This window comes from Streptomyces sp. NPDC001450 (genome assembly GCF_053597295.1).
Genome location: NZ_JBSFHY010000048.1, coordinates 19,176 through 39,336, shown reverse-complemented (window position 1 = coordinate 39,336; position 20,161 = coordinate 19,176). Strand labels below are relative to the sequence as shown.

General features: G+C 71.5%; 21 protein-coding genes. 5 read left to right on the top strand and 16 right to left on the bottom strand.

The genetic code is table 11. The features are described 5' to 3' along the window. Nucleotides 1-101: 101 nt before the first annotated feature. A complete protein-coding gene (locus ACWC5O_RS38240; protein WP_450591048.1) occupies nt 102-608 on the bottom strand; it encodes a CGNR zinc finger domain-containing protein in 507 nt (168 codons plus the stop codon). A gap of 115 nt (nt 609-723) precedes the next feature. Between ACWC5O_RS38240 and ACWC5O_RS38235 the strand changes: the two genes are divergently transcribed. Further along, nucleotides 724-1,083, top strand: a complete 360-nt coding sequence (locus tag ACWC5O_RS38235; protein WP_450591050.1) for a VOC family protein — start codon at nt 724-726, stop codon at nt 1,081-1,083. A 36-nt stretch (nt 1,084-1,119) separates the two neighbouring features. Here the strand turns inward: ACWC5O_RS38235 and ACWC5O_RS38230 are convergent, their stop codons facing one another. From ACWC5O_RS38230 to ACWC5O_RS38215, 4 genes are all read right to left on the bottom strand, one after another. Next, nucleotides 1,120-2,226, bottom strand: a complete 1,107-nt coding sequence (locus tag ACWC5O_RS38230; RefSeq protein ID WP_450591051.1) for a dipeptidase — start codon at nt 2,224-2,226, stop codon at nt 1,120-1,122. 271 nt (nt 2,227-2,497) lie between these two features. Further along, nucleotides 2,498-3,676 carry a dipeptidase gene (locus ACWC5O_RS38225; protein ID WP_450591052.1) on the bottom strand — a complete coding sequence of 393 codons (1,179 nt, stop codon included), beginning with the start codon at nt 3,674-3,676 and terminating at the stop codon, nt 2,498-2,500. Between the two features lie 5 nt (nt 3,677-3,681). Then, nucleotides 3,682-4,206 (bottom strand): 5-(carboxyamino)imidazole ribonucleotide mutase, encoded by a 525-nt coding sequence (purE, locus tag ACWC5O_RS38220; RefSeq protein ID WP_450591054.1) that lies wholly within the window; start codon nt 4,204-4,206, stop codon nt 3,682-3,684. Then, nucleotides 4,203-5,342: a 5-(carboxyamino)imidazole ribonucleotide synthase gene (locus tag ACWC5O_RS38215; RefSeq protein WP_450591055.1), complete on the bottom strand. Its 1,140-nt coding sequence runs from the start codon at nt 5,340-5,342 to the stop codon at nt 4,203-4,205. The genes purE and ACWC5O_RS38215 overlap by 4 nt, the downstream gene beginning before the upstream one ends. Before the next feature lie 182 nt (nt 5,343-5,524). On the opposite strand from ACWC5O_RS38215, the gene ACWC5O_RS38210 reads away from it, so the two are divergent. Next, the gene (locus ACWC5O_RS38210) at nt 5,525-6,028 is read left to right on the top strand and encodes a GtrA family protein (protein WP_450591056.1); all 504 of its coding nucleotides are present in this window, start codon (nt 5,525-5,527) and stop codon (nt 6,026-6,028) included. A 7-nt stretch (nt 6,029-6,035) separates the two neighbouring features. Here ACWC5O_RS38210 and ACWC5O_RS38205 read toward each other — a convergent pair whose 3' ends face one another. Together ACWC5O_RS38205 and ACWC5O_RS38200 are read right to left on the bottom strand one after the other, a co-directional pair. Beyond that, nucleotides 6,036-7,307: an ATP-binding protein gene (locus tag ACWC5O_RS38205; protein ID WP_450591057.1), complete on the bottom strand. Its 1,272-nt coding sequence runs from the start codon at nt 7,305-7,307 to the stop codon at nt 6,036-6,038. A 41-nt stretch (nt 7,308-7,348) separates the two neighbouring features. Then, on the bottom strand, nt 7,349-8,026 hold the full coding sequence (locus ACWC5O_RS38200; protein WP_020940464.1) for a response regulator transcription factor: 678 nt from the start codon (nt 8,024-8,026) through the stop codon (nt 7,349-7,351). Between the two features lie 492 nt (nt 8,027-8,518). Between ACWC5O_RS38200 and ACWC5O_RS38195 the strand changes: the two genes are divergently transcribed. Continuing rightward, complete coding sequence (locus ACWC5O_RS38195) at nt 8,519-10,024, top strand: oligopeptide:H+ symporter (RefSeq protein WP_450591058.1); 1,506 nt, start codon at nt 8,519-8,521, stop codon at nt 10,022-10,024. A gap of 71 nt (nt 10,025-10,095) precedes the next feature. Here ACWC5O_RS38195 and ACWC5O_RS38190 read toward each other — a convergent pair whose 3' ends face one another. The 6 genes from ACWC5O_RS38190 to ACWC5O_RS38165 all read right to left on the bottom strand — a co-directional run bounded on the left by ACWC5O_RS38190 (nt 10,096) and on the right by ACWC5O_RS38165 (nt 15,370). Continuing rightward, entirely contained in the window at nt 10,096-11,358 is a 1,263-nt protein-coding gene (locus ACWC5O_RS38190) for a hypothetical protein (RefSeq protein WP_450591060.1), read from the bottom strand. 2 nt (nt 11,359-11,360) lie between these two features. Beyond that, the gene (locus tag ACWC5O_RS38185) at nt 11,361-12,431 is read right to left on the bottom strand and encodes a hypothetical protein (RefSeq protein WP_450591061.1); all 1,071 of its coding nucleotides are present in this window, start codon (nt 12,429-12,431) and stop codon (nt 11,361-11,363) included. Next, nucleotides 12,428-13,273: a hypothetical protein gene (locus ACWC5O_RS38180; RefSeq protein WP_450591063.1), complete on the bottom strand. Its 846-nt coding sequence runs from the start codon at nt 13,271-13,273 to the stop codon at nt 12,428-12,430. The genes ACWC5O_RS38185 and ACWC5O_RS38180 overlap by 4 nt, the downstream gene beginning before the upstream one ends. A gap of 48 nt (nt 13,274-13,321) precedes the next feature. Then, nucleotides 13,322-14,029, bottom strand: a complete 708-nt coding sequence (locus ACWC5O_RS38175) for an LPXTG cell wall anchor domain-containing protein (protein ID WP_450591064.1) — start codon at nt 14,027-14,029, stop codon at nt 13,322-13,324. Between the two features lie 179 nt (nt 14,030-14,208). Beyond that, nucleotides 14,209-14,769: an ATP-binding protein gene (locus ACWC5O_RS38170; RefSeq protein WP_450591065.1), complete on the bottom strand. Its 561-nt coding sequence runs from the start codon at nt 14,767-14,769 to the stop codon at nt 14,209-14,211. Nucleotides 14,770-14,992: 223 nt separating this feature from the next. Next, complete coding sequence (locus tag ACWC5O_RS38165; protein ID WP_094216577.1) at nt 14,993-15,370, bottom strand: STAS domain-containing protein; 378 nt, start codon at nt 15,368-15,370, stop codon at nt 14,993-14,995. A 249-nt stretch (nt 15,371-15,619) separates the two neighbouring features. Here ACWC5O_RS38165 and ACWC5O_RS38160 point away from each other — a divergent pair, with 249 nt between their 5' ends. Both ACWC5O_RS38160 and ACWC5O_RS38155 read left to right on the top strand, forming a co-directional pair. Further along, nucleotides 15,620-16,525 (top strand): SigB/SigF/SigG family RNA polymerase sigma factor, encoded by a 906-nt coding sequence (locus ACWC5O_RS38160; RefSeq protein WP_450591066.1) that lies wholly within the window; start codon nt 15,620-15,622, stop codon nt 16,523-16,525. A 182-nt stretch (nt 16,526-16,707) separates the two neighbouring features. Beyond that, nucleotides 16,708-18,246 carry a ricin-type beta-trefoil lectin domain protein gene (locus ACWC5O_RS38155; RefSeq protein WP_450591067.1) on the top strand — a complete coding sequence of 513 codons (1,539 nt, stop codon included), beginning with the start codon at nt 16,708-16,710 and terminating at the stop codon, nt 18,244-18,246. 13 nt (nt 18,247-18,259) lie between these two features. On the opposite strand, the gene ACWC5O_RS38150 is transcribed toward ACWC5O_RS38155, so the two are convergent. From ACWC5O_RS38150 to hutI, 3 genes are all read right to left on the bottom strand, one after another. Further along, complete coding sequence (locus ACWC5O_RS38150; protein WP_450591068.1) at nt 18,260-18,631, bottom strand: hypothetical protein; 372 nt, start codon at nt 18,629-18,631, stop codon at nt 18,260-18,262. Further along, nucleotides 18,628-18,819 carry a hypothetical protein gene (locus tag ACWC5O_RS38145; protein WP_450591070.1) on the bottom strand — a complete coding sequence of 64 codons (192 nt, stop codon included), beginning with the start codon at nt 18,817-18,819 and terminating at the stop codon, nt 18,628-18,630. The genes ACWC5O_RS38150 and ACWC5O_RS38145 overlap by 4 nt, the downstream gene beginning before the upstream one ends. A gap of 149 nt (nt 18,820-18,968) precedes the next feature. Beyond that, nucleotides 18,969-20,144: an imidazolonepropionase gene (hutI, locus tag ACWC5O_RS38140; RefSeq protein ID WP_450591071.1), complete on the bottom strand. Its 1,176-nt coding sequence runs from the start codon at nt 20,142-20,144 to the stop codon at nt 18,969-18,971. Nucleotides 20,145-20,161: the final 17 nt, after the last annotated feature.

Here is a 20,161-nt window from a genome sequence, read left to right as displayed (position 1 = left end):
CCACGAGGACGCCGGTTCGGCCGAGGCTCAGTCGGCCGAACCGGCGTCCTCTCGCATTCTGCACCACCGGACACATACATGGCCGATGAACTCCCTGTGGTTCACGCCTCCTTCGCCCGGTAGCGGCGCATCTTCGCGCGCGCCCCGCACACCTGCATCGAGCACCAGCGGCCCCGTCCGGCGGGGCTGCGGTCGTAGTACGCCCAGTGGCAGGTCTCGGCCTCGCACGCCTTGAGGCGGGTCCAGGTGCCCGCGACCAGCGCCTCGGCCACGGCGGCGGCGACGCGGGAGAGCAGCGGGCCGGGGTCGGCCGGGGCGAGGGCCGCGGAGCCGTCGTGGTCGTCCAGGGCGACGTACAGGGGGGCGTGCGCCAGCAGCTCGCCGAGCGGTATGACCTCGCGGTGCGGCGGATGGCCGGCGTGAGCGAGCAGCGTGGCCCGCAGCGACTCGCGCAGCGCGCGGGCCCGTGGCAGCTCGTCCTCGGTGAGTCCGAGGCGCGCCCGGCCGTCCGCCGTGTCGAGCGAGTCGGCGCCCGACTCGATGTCCAGCGTGTTCACCAGGGACTCGACCAGGGCCAGGCCTCCCGGCGCGGGCGATCTCTCACTCATGACTGCAAGTTACCTGCCGAATCGGGTTGCGGCGTTACCGCTGATGCGGGAGCATCAGGTAACGCGTTACCGGTTACGCCTCATTAAAGGTAACTCCGACTTCGAGGAGGAAGTCATGGCACTCGCCAAGCTGGGTGCGGTCGTCCTGGACTGTCCCGATCCCCGTGCGCTGGCCGGGTTCTACGCCGGGCTGCTGGGCGGCACGGTCGAGGACCAGGGCGAATGGGTCGATCTGAAGGTGCCGGGCGGTCAGGCGCTCGCCTTCCAGGAGGCGCCCGGGTTCGTGCCGCCGCGGTGGCCCGCACCGGACGCCTCGCAGCAGTTCCACCTGGACCTGGTGGTGGAGGATCTGGACGCGGCCGAGAAGGAGGTGCTGGAGCTGGGGGCGAAGGCCCTGGACGCCGAGGACCGCTCGCGGACCTGGCGGGTGTACGCCGACCCCGCGGGGCACCCCTTCTGCCTCTGCTCCTCCTGAGGACGGCCCGCGCGTGCCGAGAACGCCAGGCGGCGCCTAGCCGTCCAGCTCCGCGATCCGCGCGTTGGACGGCTCCCGGCGGCGTTGTGCGGCGCGGGCCGTGAAGTCCGCGCTGCGGAGCACCCGCTGGACGTTTCCCCAGGTCAGGAGGGACAGCTCGGACTCGGACCAACCGCGGCGGAGCAGCTCTGCGATCAGGTGGGGGTAGCGGGAGGCGTCAGCGAGGTCGTGGGGATGGGCGGCGCCGGAGTCGTAGGTGCCGGACAGGCCGACACACTCGGGGCCGGCGACCGCGCGGACGTGGTCGAGGTGGTCGGCGACGTCCCGGACGGTCGGGCCGGTCTGCTCCGCGGTCAGCGGCACCATGCACAGGCCGCCCGCGGCGCCCACCTCGGCGAGCAGGTCGTCGGGCAGGTTGGCCGGGTGGGGGCGCAGGGCGCGGGCGGCGGAGCGGCTGCACAGCACCGGGGTCTTGGAGAGGGCGGCGGCCCGGCTGACGGTGGCGTCGGAGGCGCCGGAGAGGTCGGCCAGGACACCGAGGCGGTTCATCTCGCGGATGACCTCCTCGCCGAACCGGGTCAGCCCCGCGTCGCTCGCCCAGGCGGTGCCCGCCAGGGTGAGGACGCGCAGGCCGAGGGCGTGCAGGATGCGCAGGATGCCCAGGGAGTCGTCGAGCGCGGGCGCCCCGGCCGGGCCCAGCACGACGGCGGTCCGGCCGCAGTTGCGGGCGTCGATGATCTGTCCGGCGGTGCGCACCAGGCGCAGCCCCTCCGGATGGGAGTCGATCACCGAGTGCACGAGGTCCAGCTGCTCCAGGGTGGCGCCCACCGCGCGGTTCCCGGCCAGGCCCTCGGGCAGGTGCAGCGACCAGAACAGGACGCCCACATGGCCCTCGCGCATCCGTGGCACGTCGGTGTCGACGGCCATCTCGCCCAGCTCCAGGTCGTACCAGGGCAGATGCCGCAGGGCCCAGGGCAGCCCGCTGTAGCCGTCGGCGACGGGATGGTCGGCGAGCAGGGAGTGCGCCCGCCGCAGCGTCTCGTCGGCCGGGGCGTACGGCTCCTCGGAGAAGGGGTCGTCCGGCAGGCCGTGGTCCCCGCCGACCTCGGCCGAGGTGGGCATGTCGTCCTGCAGGTCGGCCATGGCGGGCTCCGTACGTCGTCGAGAGCTACGTCGGTCGTGAGCTACGTCTGATGCGGCTGGCGTACCGCCACGGTCGCACGGGGCGCGGGGATCCTTCCTGGTGAGTGGGGCGTTCGGGGGTACGGCCGGTCACGCGTCCCCGGCCGCCCGGATCACCTCGCCCAGGGTCTCCCGCCGGCGCTCATGGTCATCTGCCGGCACCCTCTCTACGGTCGTACCGGAAAAGTGGTACGACACCGGTACGACCTACCGGTACGACCGAGGGAGCCGCTCAGCCGTCCAGCGACTCGATCGTCGCGTTGGACGGGCCGCGCGTGGCCTGAACGTCACGGGCCACGTCCTCCGCCGCGCCCAGCACCCGTACCGCGTTCTGCCAGGTCAGCTTGGCCAGATCGGCCCGGGACCAGCCGCGGTCGAGCAGCTCGGCGATCAGGTTCGGGTAGCCGGACACGTCGTCCAGGCCGTCCGGGGTGAAGGCGGTGCCGTCGTAGTCGCCGCCGATGCCGAGGTGGTCGATGCCCGCCACCTCGCGCATGTGGTCGAGGTGGTCCGCGACCGTGGACACCGTGGCGACCGGGCGCGGGTGCCGCTCCTCGAAGGCGCGGTGGATCTTCATCGCCTCGGGAGTGGTGTCGAGATGGTGGAAGCCGTTCGCGCGCATGTTCTCGTCGGCCGCGAGCGTCCACTCGACCGCCGCCTGGAGCACGAACTTCGGTACGAACGTCACCATCGCCATGCCGCCGTTGCCGGGCAGCCGCTCCAGGACGTCGTCCGGGATGTTGCGCGGGTGGTCGCAGACGGCACGGGCGGAGGAGTGCGAGAAGATCACCGGCGCGGACGAGGCGTCCAGCGCGTCCCGCATGGTCGTGGCCGCCACGTGGGAGAGGTCCACGAGCATGCCGAGCCGGTTCATCTCCCGGACGACCTCGCGGCCGAAGGCGGACAGGCCGCCCACGTTCGGTGCGTCGGTCGCCGAGTCCGCCCAGGCCACGTTGTCGTTGTGGGTGAGCGTCATGTAGCGGACACCGAGCGCGTACAGGCCGCGGAGCGTGCCCAGGGAGTTCCCGATGGAGTGGCCGCCCTCGGCGCCCATGAGGGAGGCGATACGGCCGTCCGCGCGGGCCGCCTCCATGTCGGCCGCCGTCAGGGCCGGGGCCAGCTGCGCGGGGTAGCGGGCCAGCATCTGCCGGACGCCGTCGATCTGCTCCAGCGTGGCCGGGACCGCGTCCGGCAGGTCGGAGGGGACGTACACCGACCAGTACTGGGCGCCGACCCCACCCTCGCGCAGCCGCGGCAGGTCGGTGTGCAGGCTCGCGCGCTGGGAGGCGGCGAGGTCCAGGGCGTCGAGGTCGTAGCGCACCTGCTTGCGCAGCGCGTACGGCAGGTCGTTGTGCCCGTCGACGACGGGGAACTCGCGCAGCAGTGCGCGGGCGTCCTCCAGCGAGGTCACGGGCCTCACTTCCCGAAGCCGAAGCCGCCCGCGGCGCCCTCGACCTTGGTGCGCAGCCGCTTGCCCTTCTCGGTGGCCTGGTCGTTCAGGTCCTGCTGGAAGTCGCGCATCTTCTGCAGCAGCTCCTCGTCGTGCGCGGCGAGCATCCGGGCCGCGAGCAGACCGGCGTTGCGGGCGCCGGCGACGGAGACGGTGGCGACCGGGACACCGGCCGGCATCTGCACGATGGACAGCAGGGAGTCCATGCCGTCGAGGTACTTCAGCGGCACGGGCACGCCGATGACCGGCAGCGGGGTGACCGAGGCGAGCATGCCCGGCAGGTGGGCGGCGCCCCCGGCACCGGCGATGATCACCTTCAGACCGCGGTCGGCGGCCTGCTCGCCGTACGTGATCATCTCGCGCGGCATGCGGTGCGCGGAGACGACGTCGACCTCGTAGGCGATCTCGAACTCGTCCAGGGCCTTGGCGGCGGCCTCCATGACGGGCCAGTCGGAGTCCGACCCCATGACGATGCCAACAACAGGGCTCATTCGGTGATCGTGCCTCTCAGGTAGCCGGCTGCGTGACGGGCGCGCTCCAGCACGTCGTCCAGGTCGTCGCCGTAGGTGTTGACGTGTCCGACCTTGCGGCCGGGCTTCACGTCCTTGCCATACATGTGGATCTTGAGCTTGGGGTCGCGGGCCATGCAGTGCAAGTACGCGGAGTACATGTCCGGGTAGTCGCCGCCGAGGACGTTGGCCATGACCGTCCACCTGGCGCGCGGGCGCGGGTCGCCCAGCGGGAGGTCGAGCACGGCACGCACGTGGTTGGCGAACTGGGAGGTGATCGCGCCGTCCTGGGTCCAGTGGCCCGAGTTGTGCGGACGCATCGCCAGTTCGTTGACGAGTATGCGGCCGTCGCGGGTCTGGAACAGCTCGACGGCGAGGTGGCCGACGACGCCGAGTTCCTTGGCGATGCGCAGCGCCAACTCCTCGGCCTGGAGCGCCAGCTCCTCGTCCAGGTCGGGCGCGGGCGCGATCACCGTGTCGCAGACGCCGCCGACCTGCTGCGACTCGACCACCGGGTAGGCGACGGCCTGGCCGTGCGGGGAGCGCACGACGTTGGCGGCCAGCTCGCGGACGTAGTCGACCTTCTCCTCGGCGAGGACCGGGACGCCCGCCTTGAACGGGTCGGCGGCCTCCTCGACGGAGTCGACGACCCACACACCCTTGCCGTCGTAGCCGCCGCGGACGGTCTTGAGGACGACCGGGAAGCCGTCCCCTTCCGCCGCAAAGGCCGCGACATCCTCCGGGTCGCTCACGATCCGGTGCCGTGGGCACGGCACGCCGATCGCGTCGAGCTTCGCCCGCATCACGCCCTTGTCCTGGGCGTGCACGAGAGCGTCGGGCCCGGGGCGCACGGGGATGCCGTCCGCCTCCAGGGCCCTGAGGTGCTCGGTGGGTACATGTTCGTGATCGAAGGTGATCACGTCGCAACCGCGCGCGAACTCACGCAGCGTGTCCAGGTCGCGATAGTCGCCGATGACGACATCGCTGACGACCTGCGCCGCGGAATCCTGAGGGGTGTCACTGAGGAGCTTGAACCTGATGCCCAACGGGATGCCAGCTTCGTGCGTCATACGCGCGAGCTGCCCACCGCCGACCATGCCGACTACCGGGAACGTCACGCCCCTAGGGTATCGGCCACGCCGACCCGGCCGGATTACGTCCCTCACACCGCCTCTTACCGGGGGCTTTCCCGGCTCTTTCCGACCCGTTCCCAAGCTGTGGCCCGGTCCGGGGGCGGCGGACAGGTCACCTGGATAGCATGGCTGGGTTGACGAAACCTACCGACGGGAGCTGCACAGCCATGGAACCTCGTTCCTCGGGGCTGCAACGGCTCGTACGCGAGGTGGCCAAGTTCGGCGCTGTCGGAGGCGCCGGCGTCCTTGTCAATCTCGGCGTGTTCAACCTGGTCCGGCACGTCTCCGACCTGCCGGTGGTGCGCGCCAGCATCATCGCGACCGTCGTCGCGATCGCCTTCAACTACGTCGGCTTCCGCTACTGGACGTACCGGGACCGTGACAAGAGCGGCCGCACCAAGGAACTCACGCTGTTCCTGATGTTCAGCGCGATCGGCCTCGTGATCGAGAACGGCGTGCTCTACCTGGCGACGTACGGCTTCGGCTGGGACAGCCCGCTGCAGAGCAACGTCTTCAAGTTCATCGGCATCGGCGTCGCCACCCTGTTCCGGTTCTGGTCGTACCGCACCTGGGTGTTCCGCGCGATGCCCGCCCGGGAGGCCGTGGCGAACGCGGAATCGATCCTGGAGCAGGAGTCGAGAGAGCCCGCACCCCAGCAGCGCGTCCCGTAGCGGCCGGCTAGCGGACGGTCGGCTGGTCCTCGTCCGGCTTTCGGCTCGGAGGTGTGCGGGACAGGAACAGGCCGAAGACCGGTGGCTGGGTCTGGAGCAGTTCCAGGCGGCCGCCGTCGGCCTCCGCGAGGTCGCGGGCGACGGCCAGCCCGATCCCCGTCGAGTTGCGCCCGCTGATCGTGCGCTCGAAGATCCGGGCGCCCAGGTCACCGGGGACGCCCGGCCCCTCGTCGGTGACCTCGACCACGGCCTGGTTGCCGGTGACCCGGGTGCGCAGGGCGACCGTGCCGCCACCGTGCATCAGCGAGTTCTCGATCAGCGCGGCCAGCACCTGCGCGACCGCGCCGGGCGTGCCGACAGCCCGCAGATGCCGCTTTCCGGAGCTGACGATGGCCCGGCCCGCGCTGCGGTAGGCGGGCCGCCACTCGGCGAGCTGCTGCTGGATGACCTCGTCCAGGTCGAAGGAGACGGCGGAGCCGGTGCGCGGGTCGCGCGAGTTGGTCAGCAGCCGCTCCACCACGTCCGTCAGCCGCTCGACCTGCGTGAGAGCGACGTTCGCCTCCTCCTTCACCGTGTCCGGGTCGTCGGTGAGGGTGATCTCCTCCAGACGCATGGACAGTGCGGTGAGAGGCGTACGCAGTTGGTGGGAGGCGTCGGCGGCGAGGCGCCGCTCCGCGGTCAGCATCCGGCCGATGCGCTCGGCCGAGGAGTCGAGCACGTCGGCGACGCGGTCCAGCTCGGGGACGCCGTAACGCTTGTGCCGCGGGCGCGGATCGCCCGAGCCGAGGCGTTCGGCGGTCTCGGCGAGGTCGGTCAGCGGGGAGGCGAGCCGGTTGGCCTGGCGTACGGCGAGCAGGACGGCGGCGACCACCGCCAGCAGCGCCACCAGACCGATGATCAGCAGCGTCCGGCCGACCTCGCGGGTCACCGCGGAGCGGGGCTCCGCGACGGTGACGGTCTCACCCTCCTCGCCCCTCTGCGTGGAGCGGATGACGTCGCCCTCGGGCTTGGTGCCGATCTCGATCGCCGGCCGGCCCGGGACCCGGATCTCGGCGTACTGCTCCTTGCTGACCGGGTTGCGCAGGACGTCGGCGTTGACGTTCTCCGCCGCGAGGATGCGGCTGTCCACGATGCTGGCCAGTCGCACCGCCTCGGACTCCACCCGCTCCTGGGCGCTGTTGCTGATCGTCCGTGTCTCGACGATCACCAGGGAGACACCGAAGACGGCGATCACCACGAGGACTACGGCGAGGGTGGACTGGATGAGACGTCGACGCATGTTCCGTCACCTAGAGGGACTGCCGGACCCCGGTGAGGGGTTCAGCTCTTCTCGAAGCGGAAGCCCACGCCGCGCACCGTCGCGATGTACCGGGGGTTCGCCGCGTCGTCGCCCAGCTTCTTGCGGAGCCAGGAGATGTGCATGTCGAGCGTCTTGGTGGACGACCACCACGTGGTGTCCCAGACCTCGCGCATCAGCTGGTCGCGCGTGACGACCCGGCCGGCGTCGCGCACCAGCACCCGCAGCAGGTCGAACTCCTTCGCCGTCAGCTGGAGTTCCTCGTCGCCCATCCACGCGCGGTGCGACTCGACGTCGATCCGCACGCCGTGTGTGGCCGGCGGCTGCTGCGGCTCCGCCGCGCCGCGGCGCAGCAGGGCCCGTACCCGGGCGAGCAGTTCGGCGAGCCGGAAGGGCTTGGTGACGTAGTCGTCGGCGCCCGCGTCCAGACCGACGACGGTGTCCACCTCGTCGGCCCGCGCGGTCAGGATGAGGATCGGCACGGTGTGGCCGTCGGCACGCAGCCGGCGGGCGACCTCCAGGCCGTCCATGCCGGGCAGGCCGAGGTCGAGCACGACCAGATCGACGCCGCCCTGCATTCCGGCGTCGAGCGCGGTGGGGCCGTCCTCGCGCACCTCGACCTCGTAACCTTCCCGGCGCAGGGCGCGGGCCAGCGGCTCCGAGATGGACGCGTCGTCCTCGGCGAGCAGTACACGGGTCATGAGGTGATGGTAGACCGCCCGCGCGCAGTGCTGGGGTGTGATCGGTTCCAGGAGTTCTTACCTTGCCGGGCCCCTGGTACGAACCATTGCCCGAGAGGTGCGATGGTAGATAACACCTTCGAAACAGGTCGCGCGGTTCCCTCGACACCTGTGATCCGCGTCTCAAGTCCTTCCATATCCGGCACTGTCCTGCCGTATGGTGACCTGAACGCCTGTAGCACACCGGGGACCTTTGGCGGAAAAGACGCTGAAGGTCTCTTTTGTGTGCGGGGCTGACGAAGATCAGCCTTGAAAGGAATGACCTCTGGCCGGGCTCCGGACGCGGTGACGCGTCCAGGGCGTGGATCCCGGTGGTCGCCGTCCGCCGCTCCGTGATCCGGAACGGACTCCCCCTGGGCGTGGGGGTGGACGGCCGACCCCGCCGGTGCCGGCCGCACCCCCACCGGGCGCGCAACGCTCCAGCCGCCGCGTCCCGACCAGCAAGGAACGACCATGGCGTCCAGCCTGACGAAGGACTCGGTCCGCCCGGGCACCCCCGGTTCCGAGAAGACCTTCTTCGGCCACCCCCGCGGACTGGCCACTCTCTTCATGACCGAGATGTGGGAGCGATTCTCCTACTACGGCATGAGGGCCCTGCTCCCGCTGTACCTGGTGGCCCCGGGTGGCCTGCACCTGAACGCGGGCACCGCGACCGCGATCTACTCGGTGTACGTATCGCTCGTGTACCTGCTCGCCCTGCCGGGCGGCTGGTTCGCGGACCGCGTCCTCGGTCCGCGCAAGACGGTCGCCGTCTCCGGTCTGATCATCATGCTGGGCCACCTGTGCCTGGCGCTGCCGGTCTCGGCCAGCTTCTTCGTCGGCCTCGGCCTCGTCGCCATCGGCTCGGGTCTGCTGAAGGCCAACATCTCGACGATGGTCGGTCACCTGTACAAGGGCGCCGACGACCCGCGTCGTGACGGTGGCTTCACGCTCTTCTACATCGGCATCAACCTGGGCGCCTTCGCCGCGCCGCTGGTCATCGGCACCGTCGGTGAGAACGTCAACTGGCACCTCGGCTTCGCGCTGGCCGCGCTCGGCATGGCGCTGGGTCTGGCCCAGTACCTGCTCGGCAGCCGTCACCTGAGCGAGAAGAGCAGCGTCGTCCCCACGCCGCTGTCCGCCGAGGAGAAGTCCGCCACGCTGCGCAAGGGCCTGATCTGGCTGGGCATCGCCGCGGTCTTCTACGCCGCCGTCGGCTTCTCCGGCCACTTCACCCTGAACTGGGCGCTCATCCCGCTGACCGTCATCGGTCTGATCGTGCCGGTCTTCGTCATCACCCGCATCCTGCGGGACAAGGACCTGGACGGCGCCGAGCGTTCGAAGGTGTCGGCCTACGTCTGGTTCTTCGTGGCCGCCGCCGTCTTCTGGATGATCTACGACCAGGGTGGTTCGACCCTGTCGATCTTCGCCGACGGCAAGGCCGAGAACTCCATCTTCGGCTGGGAGTTCCCGGTCTCCTGGTACCAGTCGGTCAACCCGGTCATGATCATGGCCCTGGCGCCCGTCTTCGCCTGGCTGTGGCTGTGGCTGAACCGCCGCGGCAAGGAGCCGAGCACGATCGTGAAGTTCGCCTCCGGCCTGGTGCTGATCGGTGCGTCGTTCTTCCTCTTCCTCGCCCCGCTGTCGATCGCCGAGGGCGGTCACAAGGCCGCGGCGATGTGGCTGGTCGCGATCTACTTCGTCCAGACGATCGGTGAGCTGACGCTGTCTCCGGTGGGTCTGTCCGTCACGACGAAGATGGCGCCGAAGAAGTACGCCTCGCAGATGATGGGCGTCTGGTTCCTCGCGGTCACCGCGGGCGACTCGATCACCGCGCTGCTGTCCAACCCGGCCGTCGGCGGGGTGAACCTCGACAAGACGGGCTTCGTCACCCTGGAGGCCGTGCTCGCCGTGGTCGCCGGTGTCGCGGTGTGGATGTACCGCAAGAAGGTCAACAAGCTCATGGGTGACGTCCACTGACGTAGCCCCAGGCTCCGAGGAGGGCCACCGCATCCCTGACGGTGCGGTGGCCCTCTTCCGTTGTACGGGAACTACCGCGTCCTGCGCTTCAGCATGAACGTGAACACCGCGGCGCCCAGCAGGATCGCCGTACCCGCCACCAGGCCGAGGGCCTTGAGGGCGCCGTGGTCACCGGAGCCGGTCTCGGCGAGGCCGCCCGCGCCGCTGCTGCTGGAGCCGCCGGCGGACGACGTGCCTCCGGAGGCCGAGGTGCCGCCCGAGGCGCCGCCCGGCTGCTGGGCGGTGTCCAGGGTGAGGGAGACCAGCGACTTGGCCGGCGTGCAGGTCGTCGTCGTACCCAGGGCCTTGATGGTGAGGACGCCCGGCGCCAGGGTCGAGGTGCCGCTCGCGCCCGGCTTGTAGGTGCCGGTGAGGTCCGGGATCTCGATCGGGTCGCCGGACTTGATGGGCTGCGCGTTCGTCGGCCCCTCCACATGCACGGTGCCCTTGTCCGCGCCGCCCAGCACCACCTCCATCGACGGCTTCACGGAGTCCTTCGGGATGTCGGCGGGACTGTTCATCACCGACTTCTTGAACTGCACGGTGAGGTCGTAGTCACCGCCGTTCTTCTTGGCGTTGATCTGCACCGGCGAGGTCGCGTTCTTGTCGCCGATCGGCGTCTTGCAGGCGTAGGGGACCTGGACCTCCTTGCCCGGGAAGTCGGTCTGGCCCGTGCCGCCGGTCGGGGTCGCGCTCTTCGTCGGCGTGGCCGACTGGGTCGGTGACGAGCTGGACGTGCCGCCGCTGCCCGGCGTCACCCGGATCGTCGCCGCCTTCTGCACGGTCTCCTTCGGCGTGCACTTGGTGTCCGTCGACATCGCGTTGACCGTGTACGCGTCCGGTGTCAGCGTCACCTCGCCGGCCGTCGTCAGCTTCAGGGTGCCCTTCATGTCGGACAGCACCATGTCGCCGCCCTTGGGGATCGCCGGGTTCTCCCGCGGGCCCTGCATGGCGATGTCGGCGGTCTGCGTCCCGGCCGCCTTGAGCACCCCGGACGGCTGCACCGAGTTGGCGGGCAGGTCGATGATGTCCGGGTTCTTGGAGGCGGCCTGGACGAACTTCCACACGATGTCGACCGTGTCGCCCACCTTGGCCGTGGCCGGCGCGGTGATCTCGACCTTCGTGGTGCCGTCGACCGGGTCGATGCCCGCGGGCGGCACGCAGTGGGTGGCGAACGACACCTCGGCCGCCTGCGCGGGCGTGGCCGCCACGCCCAGCAGTACGCCCGCCGAGCAGAGCACCAGTGCGGCGCCGGCGGCGCCCGTCCTGCGGGCCGGTTTGACTCTCCTTCGCATGCTCACGTGGGTCCCTTCGGGGTCGGAGTCGTAGGACTCGTCGGGCTGTCGTCGTGCGGTGCGGAGAGCCGGCCGGCCGGGCCGCCCGGAGCGGAGTCCGGGGTGAACCACGGCAGGGTCGGAGTCGGTTCGGGCGCGGGCCCGGTGCGCGAGCGGGGCAGCCGCAGCGCCGGCCGGGTGAGCCGCCGGTGGCGGACGCCGCCCGGCCGGCGCGGCCGTACCCGGTCCACGACGGCCATCCCGGCGCGGAAGAGCGCGGCCGGGACGACCAGGCAGAGCAGGATCCAGAACAGCGTCACGCCCCAGGGGCGGCCCACGCCCCACGGCTGCTCGGCCAGCACCCTGCCGTCGTACCGGAGGGAGACGGTGTAGTCGCCGTGCGCCCCGGCCGACAGTTCGACGGGCAGCTTGATCTGCGCCTTCTTCCCGGGTGCGAGGGCGCCGCGCCACTGCTGCTCGTCCCACTGGGGCGCGAAGACGCCGTGCGCGGTGCCGACGCGGAAGACCGGGTTCTTGATCTCGGTGGAGCCGGTGTTGCCCGCGGTGAAGACCAGGGTGCGGCTCGGTGGCGCCCCGAACCAGGTGAGCACGCCGCTGGAGCCGGTCAGCCGGGTGTCGGAGAGGATCGACAGCCGGCCGCCGGAGGACTCGGCGGGCAGCGGGGCGACGGGATGCCCGGCGACCCGGAGGACGGCGTCCGCCTCGGCCTGCGCACCGGTCACCGTGGCGACGTGCACCACGCAGGGGCACGGCACGGGCGGCTCGGCGACCGGCAGCTTCCTGGTGAAGGACCCGCCGGCGTCGGTGGTCACGGCCCGGCCGTCGCCGTTGGCGCAGGAGTTGGTGCCGCCGATCACGCCCCGGGACGGGGTTGACCTGCCGCAGATCAGCATCATCAGCAGCGTGTGCGGCCGCCAGCCGCTCCCGCTGACGGTGACCGAACCGCCCGTGCCCGCCTGGGACGTGGACAGCTTCACGGCGGGCCCGTCCGCCGCGGCCATGGGGACGCGGAGCGGCAGCAGGAGCAGCGTGAGCACCACCGCCAGCACGGATGTCCGGGCCTTGCCGCTCACGTCACCGCTCCCGTCAACTCGACTTCCGTAGCCGTGGGTTCGTCGTCCTCGGCGGTAGTCCTACGACGCCTGCTCCGCCGTACGGCCACCGGCGCGGCCGCCGCGGCGAGCGCCCCGAGGACCCCGGTCACCGCGCCCCAGGGCACGAACCGGGCCGAGGTGTGCGTGGTGTCGTGGGCGCCGCCCGCCGCCGTGACCGTCAGCCGTACGTCGACGTCGTCCAGCGCGGGCCGGCCGGGCCACGGCTCGCTGAGGCTGCGGCGGGACGCCGGGGGCAGGTGGACCGGCAGGGTGTGTGCGGGGCGGTCCAGGACCTGGCCGAAGACGCCGTCCGCGTGCACCGCGAGTTTCGGTACGAGTGTGGTCGTACCGCGGTTGACCAGCTCGTACGTGATCCGGTCGCCGTGCACCGCCACATGTTCGACGGTCAGCGCGGACAGGGCCGGGCCGCCCACGCGCAGCCGCAGCTTCACGGCCGCCGTACGGCCGTCCGCGTCCCGGGCGGTGAGGGTGCCGGAGCGGTCGCCGGGTGCGGCACCGGTCGGCACGGTCACCGTGAACGGCACCTCGGCGCGGGTGCGTGCGGGGACGCGCAGGCCGGTCCGGGCGAACGCGATCCGCACGCCGGTGCCGCGCAGATGGACGGTGAGCGGCGTCCGGCCGCGGTTGGTCACGGACACCGTGTCCTGCAGGACCGTTCCGGGGGCACCCTCGGCGTAGAAGGAGGGGCGTCCGGCGCCGGCGGGCGCGAGGGACCAGGCTGTCGCGGCTTCCGCGTGCGGTGCGGAGGCCGGCAACAGGAACAGGGCGAGGCCGAGGACACGGGCGGCGGCGGACGGCATGGGCGGCTCCAGCGGTCGGAGGCTGCGGTTGAGCGGCGTGCGACTGGTTCAGCGGCGCGTGGCCGGGTTCCGCCGGGTCAGCCACAACGCGCCCGCCGCGCCCGCGAGGAGAACCGTTCCGCCGAGGGTGCCGAGGGCGACGGCGGAGTCCTCGGGGCCGGTCTGCGGGAGCTGTCCGCCGGAGCCGCCCGACGAGGAGGACGAGGAGGACGAGGAGGACGAGGAGGAGGACGACGATGATCCGCCGGCCGCCGTCACGTCCAGCGTCAGGGACGGCTTGGGGCTGTTGGCGGGGGTGCAGGTGGTCGTCGTACCGAGCGCCCTGATGGTGAGCGTGCCCGCCGTGAAGGTGACCTTGCCGGTCTTCTCCGGCGTGTAGGTGCCGCTCAAGTCGCTGATCTTGATGGGTGTGTTGGCGGGTATCGCGGCCGCGTTGGCCGGGCCGGTGACGGCGAGGGTGCCGCGGTCGGCGCCGCCGAGATCGATGGTGGCGCTCGGCTTCATCGCGCCCTTGCCCAGCTCGACCGGGCTGGAGGAGACGCCCTTCTGCCAGGACATGGTGATCTTGTAGCCGTTGCCGCTCTTGACACCCTTGATGTCGATGGGCGAGACGGCGCTCTTGTCGCCGATCGGCGTCTTGCAGTGGTAGTTGACGTCCACGACGTCGGCGTGGGCCGCCGGCGCGGCCAGCAGCACCGCCGAGCCGGCCAGGGCCGCGGCGGACACGAGCGCGGCGGTTCGTTGCGGGTACGACACGGTCGGTCCACCCCATTCATTCCTGACGGCATATCAGATTCGGCCGTCAAGGTACGCCGGGGGCCTTGAGGAGGGAAGACGCAGCACACGCCGGAGTTGTGTCGATCCGGCGTGCACGAAAGGGGGTTCGAGTGGAGACGGAGGCTCAGGTGACCGTGCCGGGCCGGCCACCCGAACACTCAGACAGGAGCGCCCAGTTCTGCCCAAACGGTTTTGCCCGAGCGGCCCGGGGTGCGGACGACGCCCCAGTCCAGGCACAGCCGCTGCACGATGAACATGCCGTGGCCGCCGGGGCGGCCGGCGCGGTGCGGGGTGCGGGGGGCCGGCTGGCCGGCGCCGCGGTCGGTCACCTCCACCCGGATCACCTTGTCGTCGCGGGCGAGGAGCAGCTCCTGCGGACCCTCGGCGTGCAGGCAGGCGTTGGTGACCAGCTCGGACACGACGAGCAGGACGTCCTCGGCGGCGGCCCGCCGGTCGGCGGAGGCGGCGGGCAGCCAGCCCCACGCGTACAGCGCCTGGCGGGCGAAGTCACGGGCGAGCGGGACGACCCCGCTCGCACCGTCCAGGCGCAGCCTGCGGACCTGCCGCCCCGGGGTCTCCCGCACGCCTTCGGACGGCACGGACGGCGCGGCTGCCCCCGCGGACACGCCGTCCCCCGGCGCACCCCCCTCGGACGCCCCGGAAGCGCCGCTCGGCTCCGGGCCGCGGTCGCCCGGCGAGTAAGGCCGGGTGGTGCTCATCAGCGCTTCACCTCACCGATTCACCAGTACACGATTCAAAAGCACACGACTCAAGCTCATCACGCCCGGGCCGTTTCGCCGGTTCCCCGGGCGGTCCGACACCCCGACGGCCGTCGCGTTCAGCATTCTCCTGCCCGGCGGATCCGGGGGAACACCCCCGTTCTGGGCATGACGCGCGCCGCGCCGGGCCACGGCCCCACAGGGGTCGGCCGGGGCGCGGGTCTCAGTCGGCCTCGCCGGCCAGCGCCGCCTCCAGGGAGTCATGGACGGTGAAGACCGCCCCCGCTCCGGTGATCTCGAACACCCGGGCGACCACCGGGAGCATCCCGGCCAGGTGCACTCCGCCACCGGCGGCCTCCGCCTTCAGTCGGGCTCCGAGCAGCACGTTCAGGCCGGTGGAGTCACAGAACTCCAGCCGTGAGCAGTCCACCACGAGGCGTGAGAACCCTTTGCCCAGGAGGTCGTCGAGCGGCTCGCGCAGAAGATCGGCGGTGTGGTGATCGAGCTCACCCGCCGGTGTCACTACGGCACTGGAACCCACTTCGCGCACCTCCACCAGAAGCCGGCCCGACTGTGCGCTGCCGACCATCCCGTGGTCCATGCCGTCTCTCTCCCGAGGTCGTGGCTGCTACTGACGCCCTCGAACACTACGCCTTCCTCACACTCTCCGACACCCGAACAACCTCACATAGTCGGACAGATCGCCATGGAACGCACTTGCGGTCGGCTCGCAGAAGCGGGTAGGGCTAGTAGGGACACACATCCCTACACGCCGGCTTCGGAGGCGCCGCACACCGCAGTGCACGTATCGGCTTCGGCAGCCATATGCCGAGAACGACGGAGGACACCCATGTCACCCCGGCTCGACGAATCGCCTACCCGCATCGCGACGTCGACACCCCCACCGGAACAACTGGATCACCCCCTCGATCCCGTCGACACCCACGCCCCCCTCGCGGGGCTCCCGGACATCCCCCCCTTCGACGAGGTCGACCCAGTCGACGCGCGGGCCCTGTCCAAGACCCTCTTCGAGCGGCTGACGTCGCTGGAGGAAGGCACGCACGAGTACGCGTACGTCCGCAACACGCTCGTCGAACTGAACCTCGCGCTCGTCAAGTTCGCCGCCTCCCGCTTCCGCTCCCGCAGCGAACCGATGGAGGACATCGTCCAGGTCGGCACCATCGGCCTGATCAAGGCGATCGACCGCTTCGAACTCACCCGCGGTGTGGAGTTCCCCACCTTCGCGATGCCGACCATCATCGGCGAGATCAAGCGCTTCTTCCGCGACACCTCGTGGTCCGTGCGCGTACCGCGCCGACTGCAGGAGCTGCGCCTCGACCTGGCCAAGGCCGGGGACGAACTGGCCCAGAAGCTGGACCGCGCCCCCACCGTCACGGAACTCGCCGAACGGCTCGGCCTGTCCAACGACGAGGTCGTCGAGGGCATGGCCGCCTCGAACGCGTACACCGCCTCCTCCCTGGACGCCCAGCCCGAGGAGGACGACTCCGAGGGCGCGCTCGCGGACCGCATCGGATACGAGGACCACGGGCTCGAAGGCATCGAGTACGTCGAGTCGTTGAAGCCCCTGATCGCCGAACTCCCGCCGCGGGACCGGAAGATCCTCTCGCTGCGCTTCGTCGCGGGCATGACCCAGTCGGAGATCGGCGAGGAACTGGGCATCTCCCAGATGCACGTCTCCCGGCTGCTGACGCGGACCCTGGTGCGGCTGCGCAGGGGGCTGACCCTGGAGGAGTGACCCTCCGTCACCCGCGGGAAGCGGCTCGGCCGACGACGCCGGGCCGCTTCACCCTGTTCGAGCACCCGAACCGTTATGTGGGTTACCGCGGGAAACGTCTTTTCCGAACCGGACCCCTCCATCACGATGGGCCCCCATAACTGACTGGTACGTCAGAGGTTTCGGGGGACGGAGTGTGCGGGATGGCTCAGGGCGGCGACTGGGCCGAAGCGGGCGCGGAACACGCGGACGCATCGGACGCGCGGCTGACGGAACTGCTGCGCTCCCCCACCCCGACGGCCTACCCGGCCCTGCAGGAACTGCGCCGCCGGCACCACCCGGCGGTCCTCGCCTACGCCCGGCTGTGCACCGCGAGCGAGTCCGCCGCACGCCGGCTGGCGGCGGAAGCCATCACCACGGCGGCCCGTGAGACGGCCCGCGGCCGGGAACCGAGTGTCCCGCTGCGCCACCAACTCCTGCTCCTCACCGCGCAACTGGCCGCCCGCTGGGCGACCGACGAACGCTCCGCGGGGGTGGACCCGGCCCTGCTCCTGGTCCTGAACTCCAGCGGCCTGCCCGACGGCCCGACCCCTCCCCTCCTCCCGGCGTTCCAGACGCTCCCGTCCCGCACCCAGGGCCTGATCTGGTACGGCGTCCTCGAAGCGGAACCCGTGGAGCGCACCGCGGCCCTCCTCGGCCTTAGCCGCGCGGACGTGGCCCACTGCACCCAGCCGGCCCTCAAGTCCCTGGCCGAGGCGTGCCTGAGGCACCGTCTGGCCGCCTCCGACGACCCGCGCTGCGCCGACTTCCGCCGGCTGATCGAGGAGGCGGTACGACAGGACGGCCCCCGTCGCAGCCCCGACCTGGACGCCCACCGGACCCACTGCCCGTACTGCACGGCCGCGTTCGAGGACCTGACCGCACTGCGGGACGCCCCGAGGCAGACCCTGGCGGAGGGCCTGCTGCCGTGGAACGGGACGTCGTACATCCGCCCCGACGAACCCCTCCCCGCCCCCGAACCGCCTGCCAATGCGGGGAGTTGGCCACCCGGGCGCCGCTATCTGCTGGTCTCGGCGGCCCTGGGCGTGGCCCTGCTCCCCCTGCTGGTGTTCCTGCTGTCCGCACCGGACGACCACGCGCAGGAGCCGGTGGCCGCGACGCCCACACCTCCACCGGTGACGGTGACGGCGACGGTCTCACTGACCCCGTCCCCCTCGCCGACCCCTACTCACACCACCACCAGGTCCCCGTCCCCGAAGCGGTCTTCACACCGGCCGACCCCGTCGCCACGCCCCAGCCGCACCCCGAGTCCGTCCCCCACGCCCTCGTTCTCGCCCCCGGGCAGCACCTACGCCCAGGTGGTGAACCTCGCCACGGGCCGCTGCCTCGACATCCGCGACGGCGACCTCTCCCAGGGCAACGACGTCATCACGGCCCCCTGCTCCTCCTCCCCCACCCAGCGCTGGCGCCTCGACACCTACCTGGGCGTCCTCCGCTCGGCCGCCGACTCCGACTTCTGCCTGGACAGCCGCGGCTCGACCGACCGCGGCGTGGGCATCTGGGGCTGCGACTCGGTCTACGGCTCCAACGGCCAGAACCTCCGCTTCACCGTCGCCTCCGACGGCACGATCCGCCCGGCGATCGCCATCGAGACGGCGGTGACGCCGGAGAGCTGGGGCGGGGTGGGTCTCGAGCCGTTGGACGGGGGACCGGGGCAGCGGTGGCGGGCCGGGGTCAGGTGAGGCCGCCCGCTCGTCAGGGTTTGCCGATGTCCACGACCCACACCCCGGTGCCGTCGTAGGCGTCGGGCGTGGCGCTCAGCACCTGCCCCTCGACCGGGTCCGACGCGGCTGCGTACACGGCGTGCCCGAAGCGCCAGTCCAGCCCGGCGGACACGATCTGCTCGACCGCAGCCGCACCGGCGAAGTCGAGCGGCGGGAACTCCAGACCGGGCAGGGCCCCGACGTGAGCCGCCACGCCTGGACGCTCGAGGCTTGCGGCGACGAGACAGAGCGCGGGCACATGAGCGCGCCGGGCGGGATCGTCGGCCTCGACGACGGCGAGTCCCGAGAGCAGCCGGTGACCACGGCACAGAGCGAGGACCGCCGTGTGATCGAGAATGATCACCTGCGACTCCCCGTCCGCCTGGCGACGATCGCCGCCCGCCACTCCTGAGCCTGCCGCACGTCCTCCTCGCCGAAGTCCTCACGGAGGTGGGCGCGCACATAGGCCACGGCCCGCGCCGTCCGCTCGGCCCGCTCGGCTTCGGTGGGCGTCGCGGCGACGACACGCTCGACATAGGCACGCGTACTCATGCCACGCTCTTCGGCAAGCGTGCGGAGACGGTCCCTTGTCGAGTCACTGATCTTGATCGTGGTGTCGCCCATGACGTCAGAATACATCTGAATACCGCGGAGTGTCCGGCAGATGGAGTTCGGCCGGCCCGAATGACGCGCCGCCCCCGTCAGACCACCCGCGCGCCCCGCCGCCACACGCCGGTGACCAGGGGAACGCCCGGCCGGTATGCCAGGTGCACATGGCTCGGCGCGTCCAGCAGCATCAGATCGGCGTACGCGCCGGGGCCGACGCGGCCGATGTCGTCGCGCCGCAGCGCCGCCGCCCCGCCCGCCGTGGCCGACCACACCGCCTCGTCCGGCGTCATCCCCATGTCCCGTACCGCCAGCGCGATGCAGAACGGCAGGGACGACGTGAAGGACGAGCCGGGGTTGCAGTCCGTCGACAGGGCCACCGTGATGCCCGCGTCCAGGAGGCGGCGGGCGTTCGGCCACTGGGCACGGGTGGAGAACTCGGCGCCGGGCAGGAGCGTGGCGACCGTGTTGCCGTTCGCGAGGGCGTCGACGTCCGCGTCCGTGAGGTGGGTGCAGTGGTCGGCGCTCGCCGCGTCCAGTTCGACGGCCAGCTGGACGCCGGGACCGTAGGAGAGCTGGTTGGCGTGGACGCGGGGGTGCAGGCCCCTGGCCTTGCCCGCGGTCAGGATCGTGCGGGCCTGGTCGCCGTCGAAGGCGCCCTTCTCGCAGAAGACGTCGATCCAGCGGGCGTGCGGCGCGCAGGCGTCCAGCATCTCGCCGGTGACCAGGGCGACGTAGGCCGCCGGGTCGTCGGCGTAGTCGGGGGAGACGATGTGGGCGCCGAGGTACGTCACCTCGTCGGTGTGCCGGGCCGCGATGGCGAGGGCGCGGGACTCGTCCTCGACCGTGAGGCCGTAGCCCGACTTCGTCTCGAAGGTGGTGGTGCCCTGGCGGAGCGCCTCCGCCAGATAGCGGGTGAGGTTCGCCTCCAGTTGCGCGTCGGTCGCGGCGCGGGTGGCCGCGACCGTCGTGCGGATGCCGCCCGCGGTGTAGGAGCGGCCCGACATGCGGGCGTTGAACTCCTGCGTGCGGTCGCCGGCGAAGACCAGGTGGGAGTGGGAGTCCACGAAGCCAGGCAGCACCGCCCGGCCGCCCGCGTCGACCCGGTTGTCAGTGGCGGGTGCTTTGCTGGATTCACCGGTCCACGCGACGCGGTCGCCGTCGATGACGACGGCCGCGTCCTGGATCAGGCCGAGGGGGGAGCCGTCACCGAGGGAGGGGTCGTTGGTGACCAGCGTGGCGATGTTAGTGATGACGGTGCTGCTGCTCATGGTGTCCTCTGGGGTGG

Excerpts from the sequence above, each read along its gene's own strand:
- ACWC5O_RS38210 (WP_450591056.1), top strand. The coding sequence starts at position 5,525 with ATGGAACCTCGTTCCTCGGGGCTGCAACGGCTCGTACGCGAGGTGGCC.
- hutI (WP_450591071.1), bottom strand. The coding sequence starts at position 20,144 with ATGAGCAGCAGCACCGTCATCACTAACATCGCCACGCTGGTCACCAAC.
- ACWC5O_RS38205 (WP_450591057.1), bottom strand. The coding sequence starts at position 7,307 with ATGCGTCGACGTCTCATCCAGTCCACCCTCGCCGTAGTCCTCGTGGTG.
- purE (WP_450591054.1), bottom strand. The coding sequence starts at position 4,206 with ATGAGCCCTGTTGTTGGCATCGTCATGGGGTCGGACTCCGACTGGCCC.
- ACWC5O_RS38200 (WP_020940464.1), bottom strand. The coding sequence starts at position 8,026 with ATGACCCGTGTACTGCTCGCCGAGGACGACGCGTCCATCTCGGAGCCG.
- ACWC5O_RS38165 (WP_094216577.1), bottom strand. The coding sequence starts at position 15,370 with ATGGACCACGGGATGGTCGGCAGCGCACAGTCGGGCCGGCTTCTGGTG.
- ACWC5O_RS38230 (WP_450591051.1), bottom strand. The coding sequence starts at position 2,226 with ATGGCCGACCTGCAGGACGACATGCCCACCTCGGCCGAGGTCGGCGGG.
- ACWC5O_RS38190 (WP_450591060.1), bottom strand. The coding sequence starts at position 11,358 with ATGCGAAGGAGAGTCAAACCGGCCCGCAGGACGGGCGCCGCCGGCGCC.
- ACWC5O_RS38170 (WP_450591065.1), bottom strand. The coding sequence starts at position 14,769 with ATGAGCACCACCCGGCCTTACTCGCCGGGCGACCGCGGCCCGGAGCCG.
- ACWC5O_RS38155 (WP_450591067.1), top strand. The coding sequence starts at position 16,708 with ATGGCTCAGGGCGGCGACTGGGCCGAAGCGGGCGCGGAACACGCGGAC.
- ACWC5O_RS38240 (WP_450591048.1), bottom strand. The coding sequence starts at position 608 with ATGAGTGAGAGATCGCCCGCGCCGGGAGGCCTGGCCCTGGTCGAGTCC.
- ACWC5O_RS38180 (WP_450591063.1), bottom strand. The coding sequence starts at position 13,273 with ATGCCGTCCGCCGCCGCCCGTGTCCTCGGCCTCGCCCTGTTCCTGTTG.
- ACWC5O_RS38160 (WP_450591066.1), top strand. The coding sequence starts at position 15,620 with ATGTCACCCCGGCTCGACGAATCGCCTACCCGCATCGCGACGTCGACA.
- ACWC5O_RS38235 (WP_450591050.1), top strand. The coding sequence starts at position 724 with ATGGCACTCGCCAAGCTGGGTGCGGTCGTCCTGGACTGTCCCGATCCC.
- ACWC5O_RS38145 (WP_450591070.1), bottom strand. The coding sequence starts at position 18,819 with ATGAGTACGCGTGCCTATGTCGAGCGTGTCGTCGCCGCGACGCCCACC.
- ACWC5O_RS38195 (WP_450591058.1), top strand. The coding sequence starts at position 8,519 with ATGGCGTCCAGCCTGACGAAGGACTCGGTCCGCCCGGGCACCCCCGGT.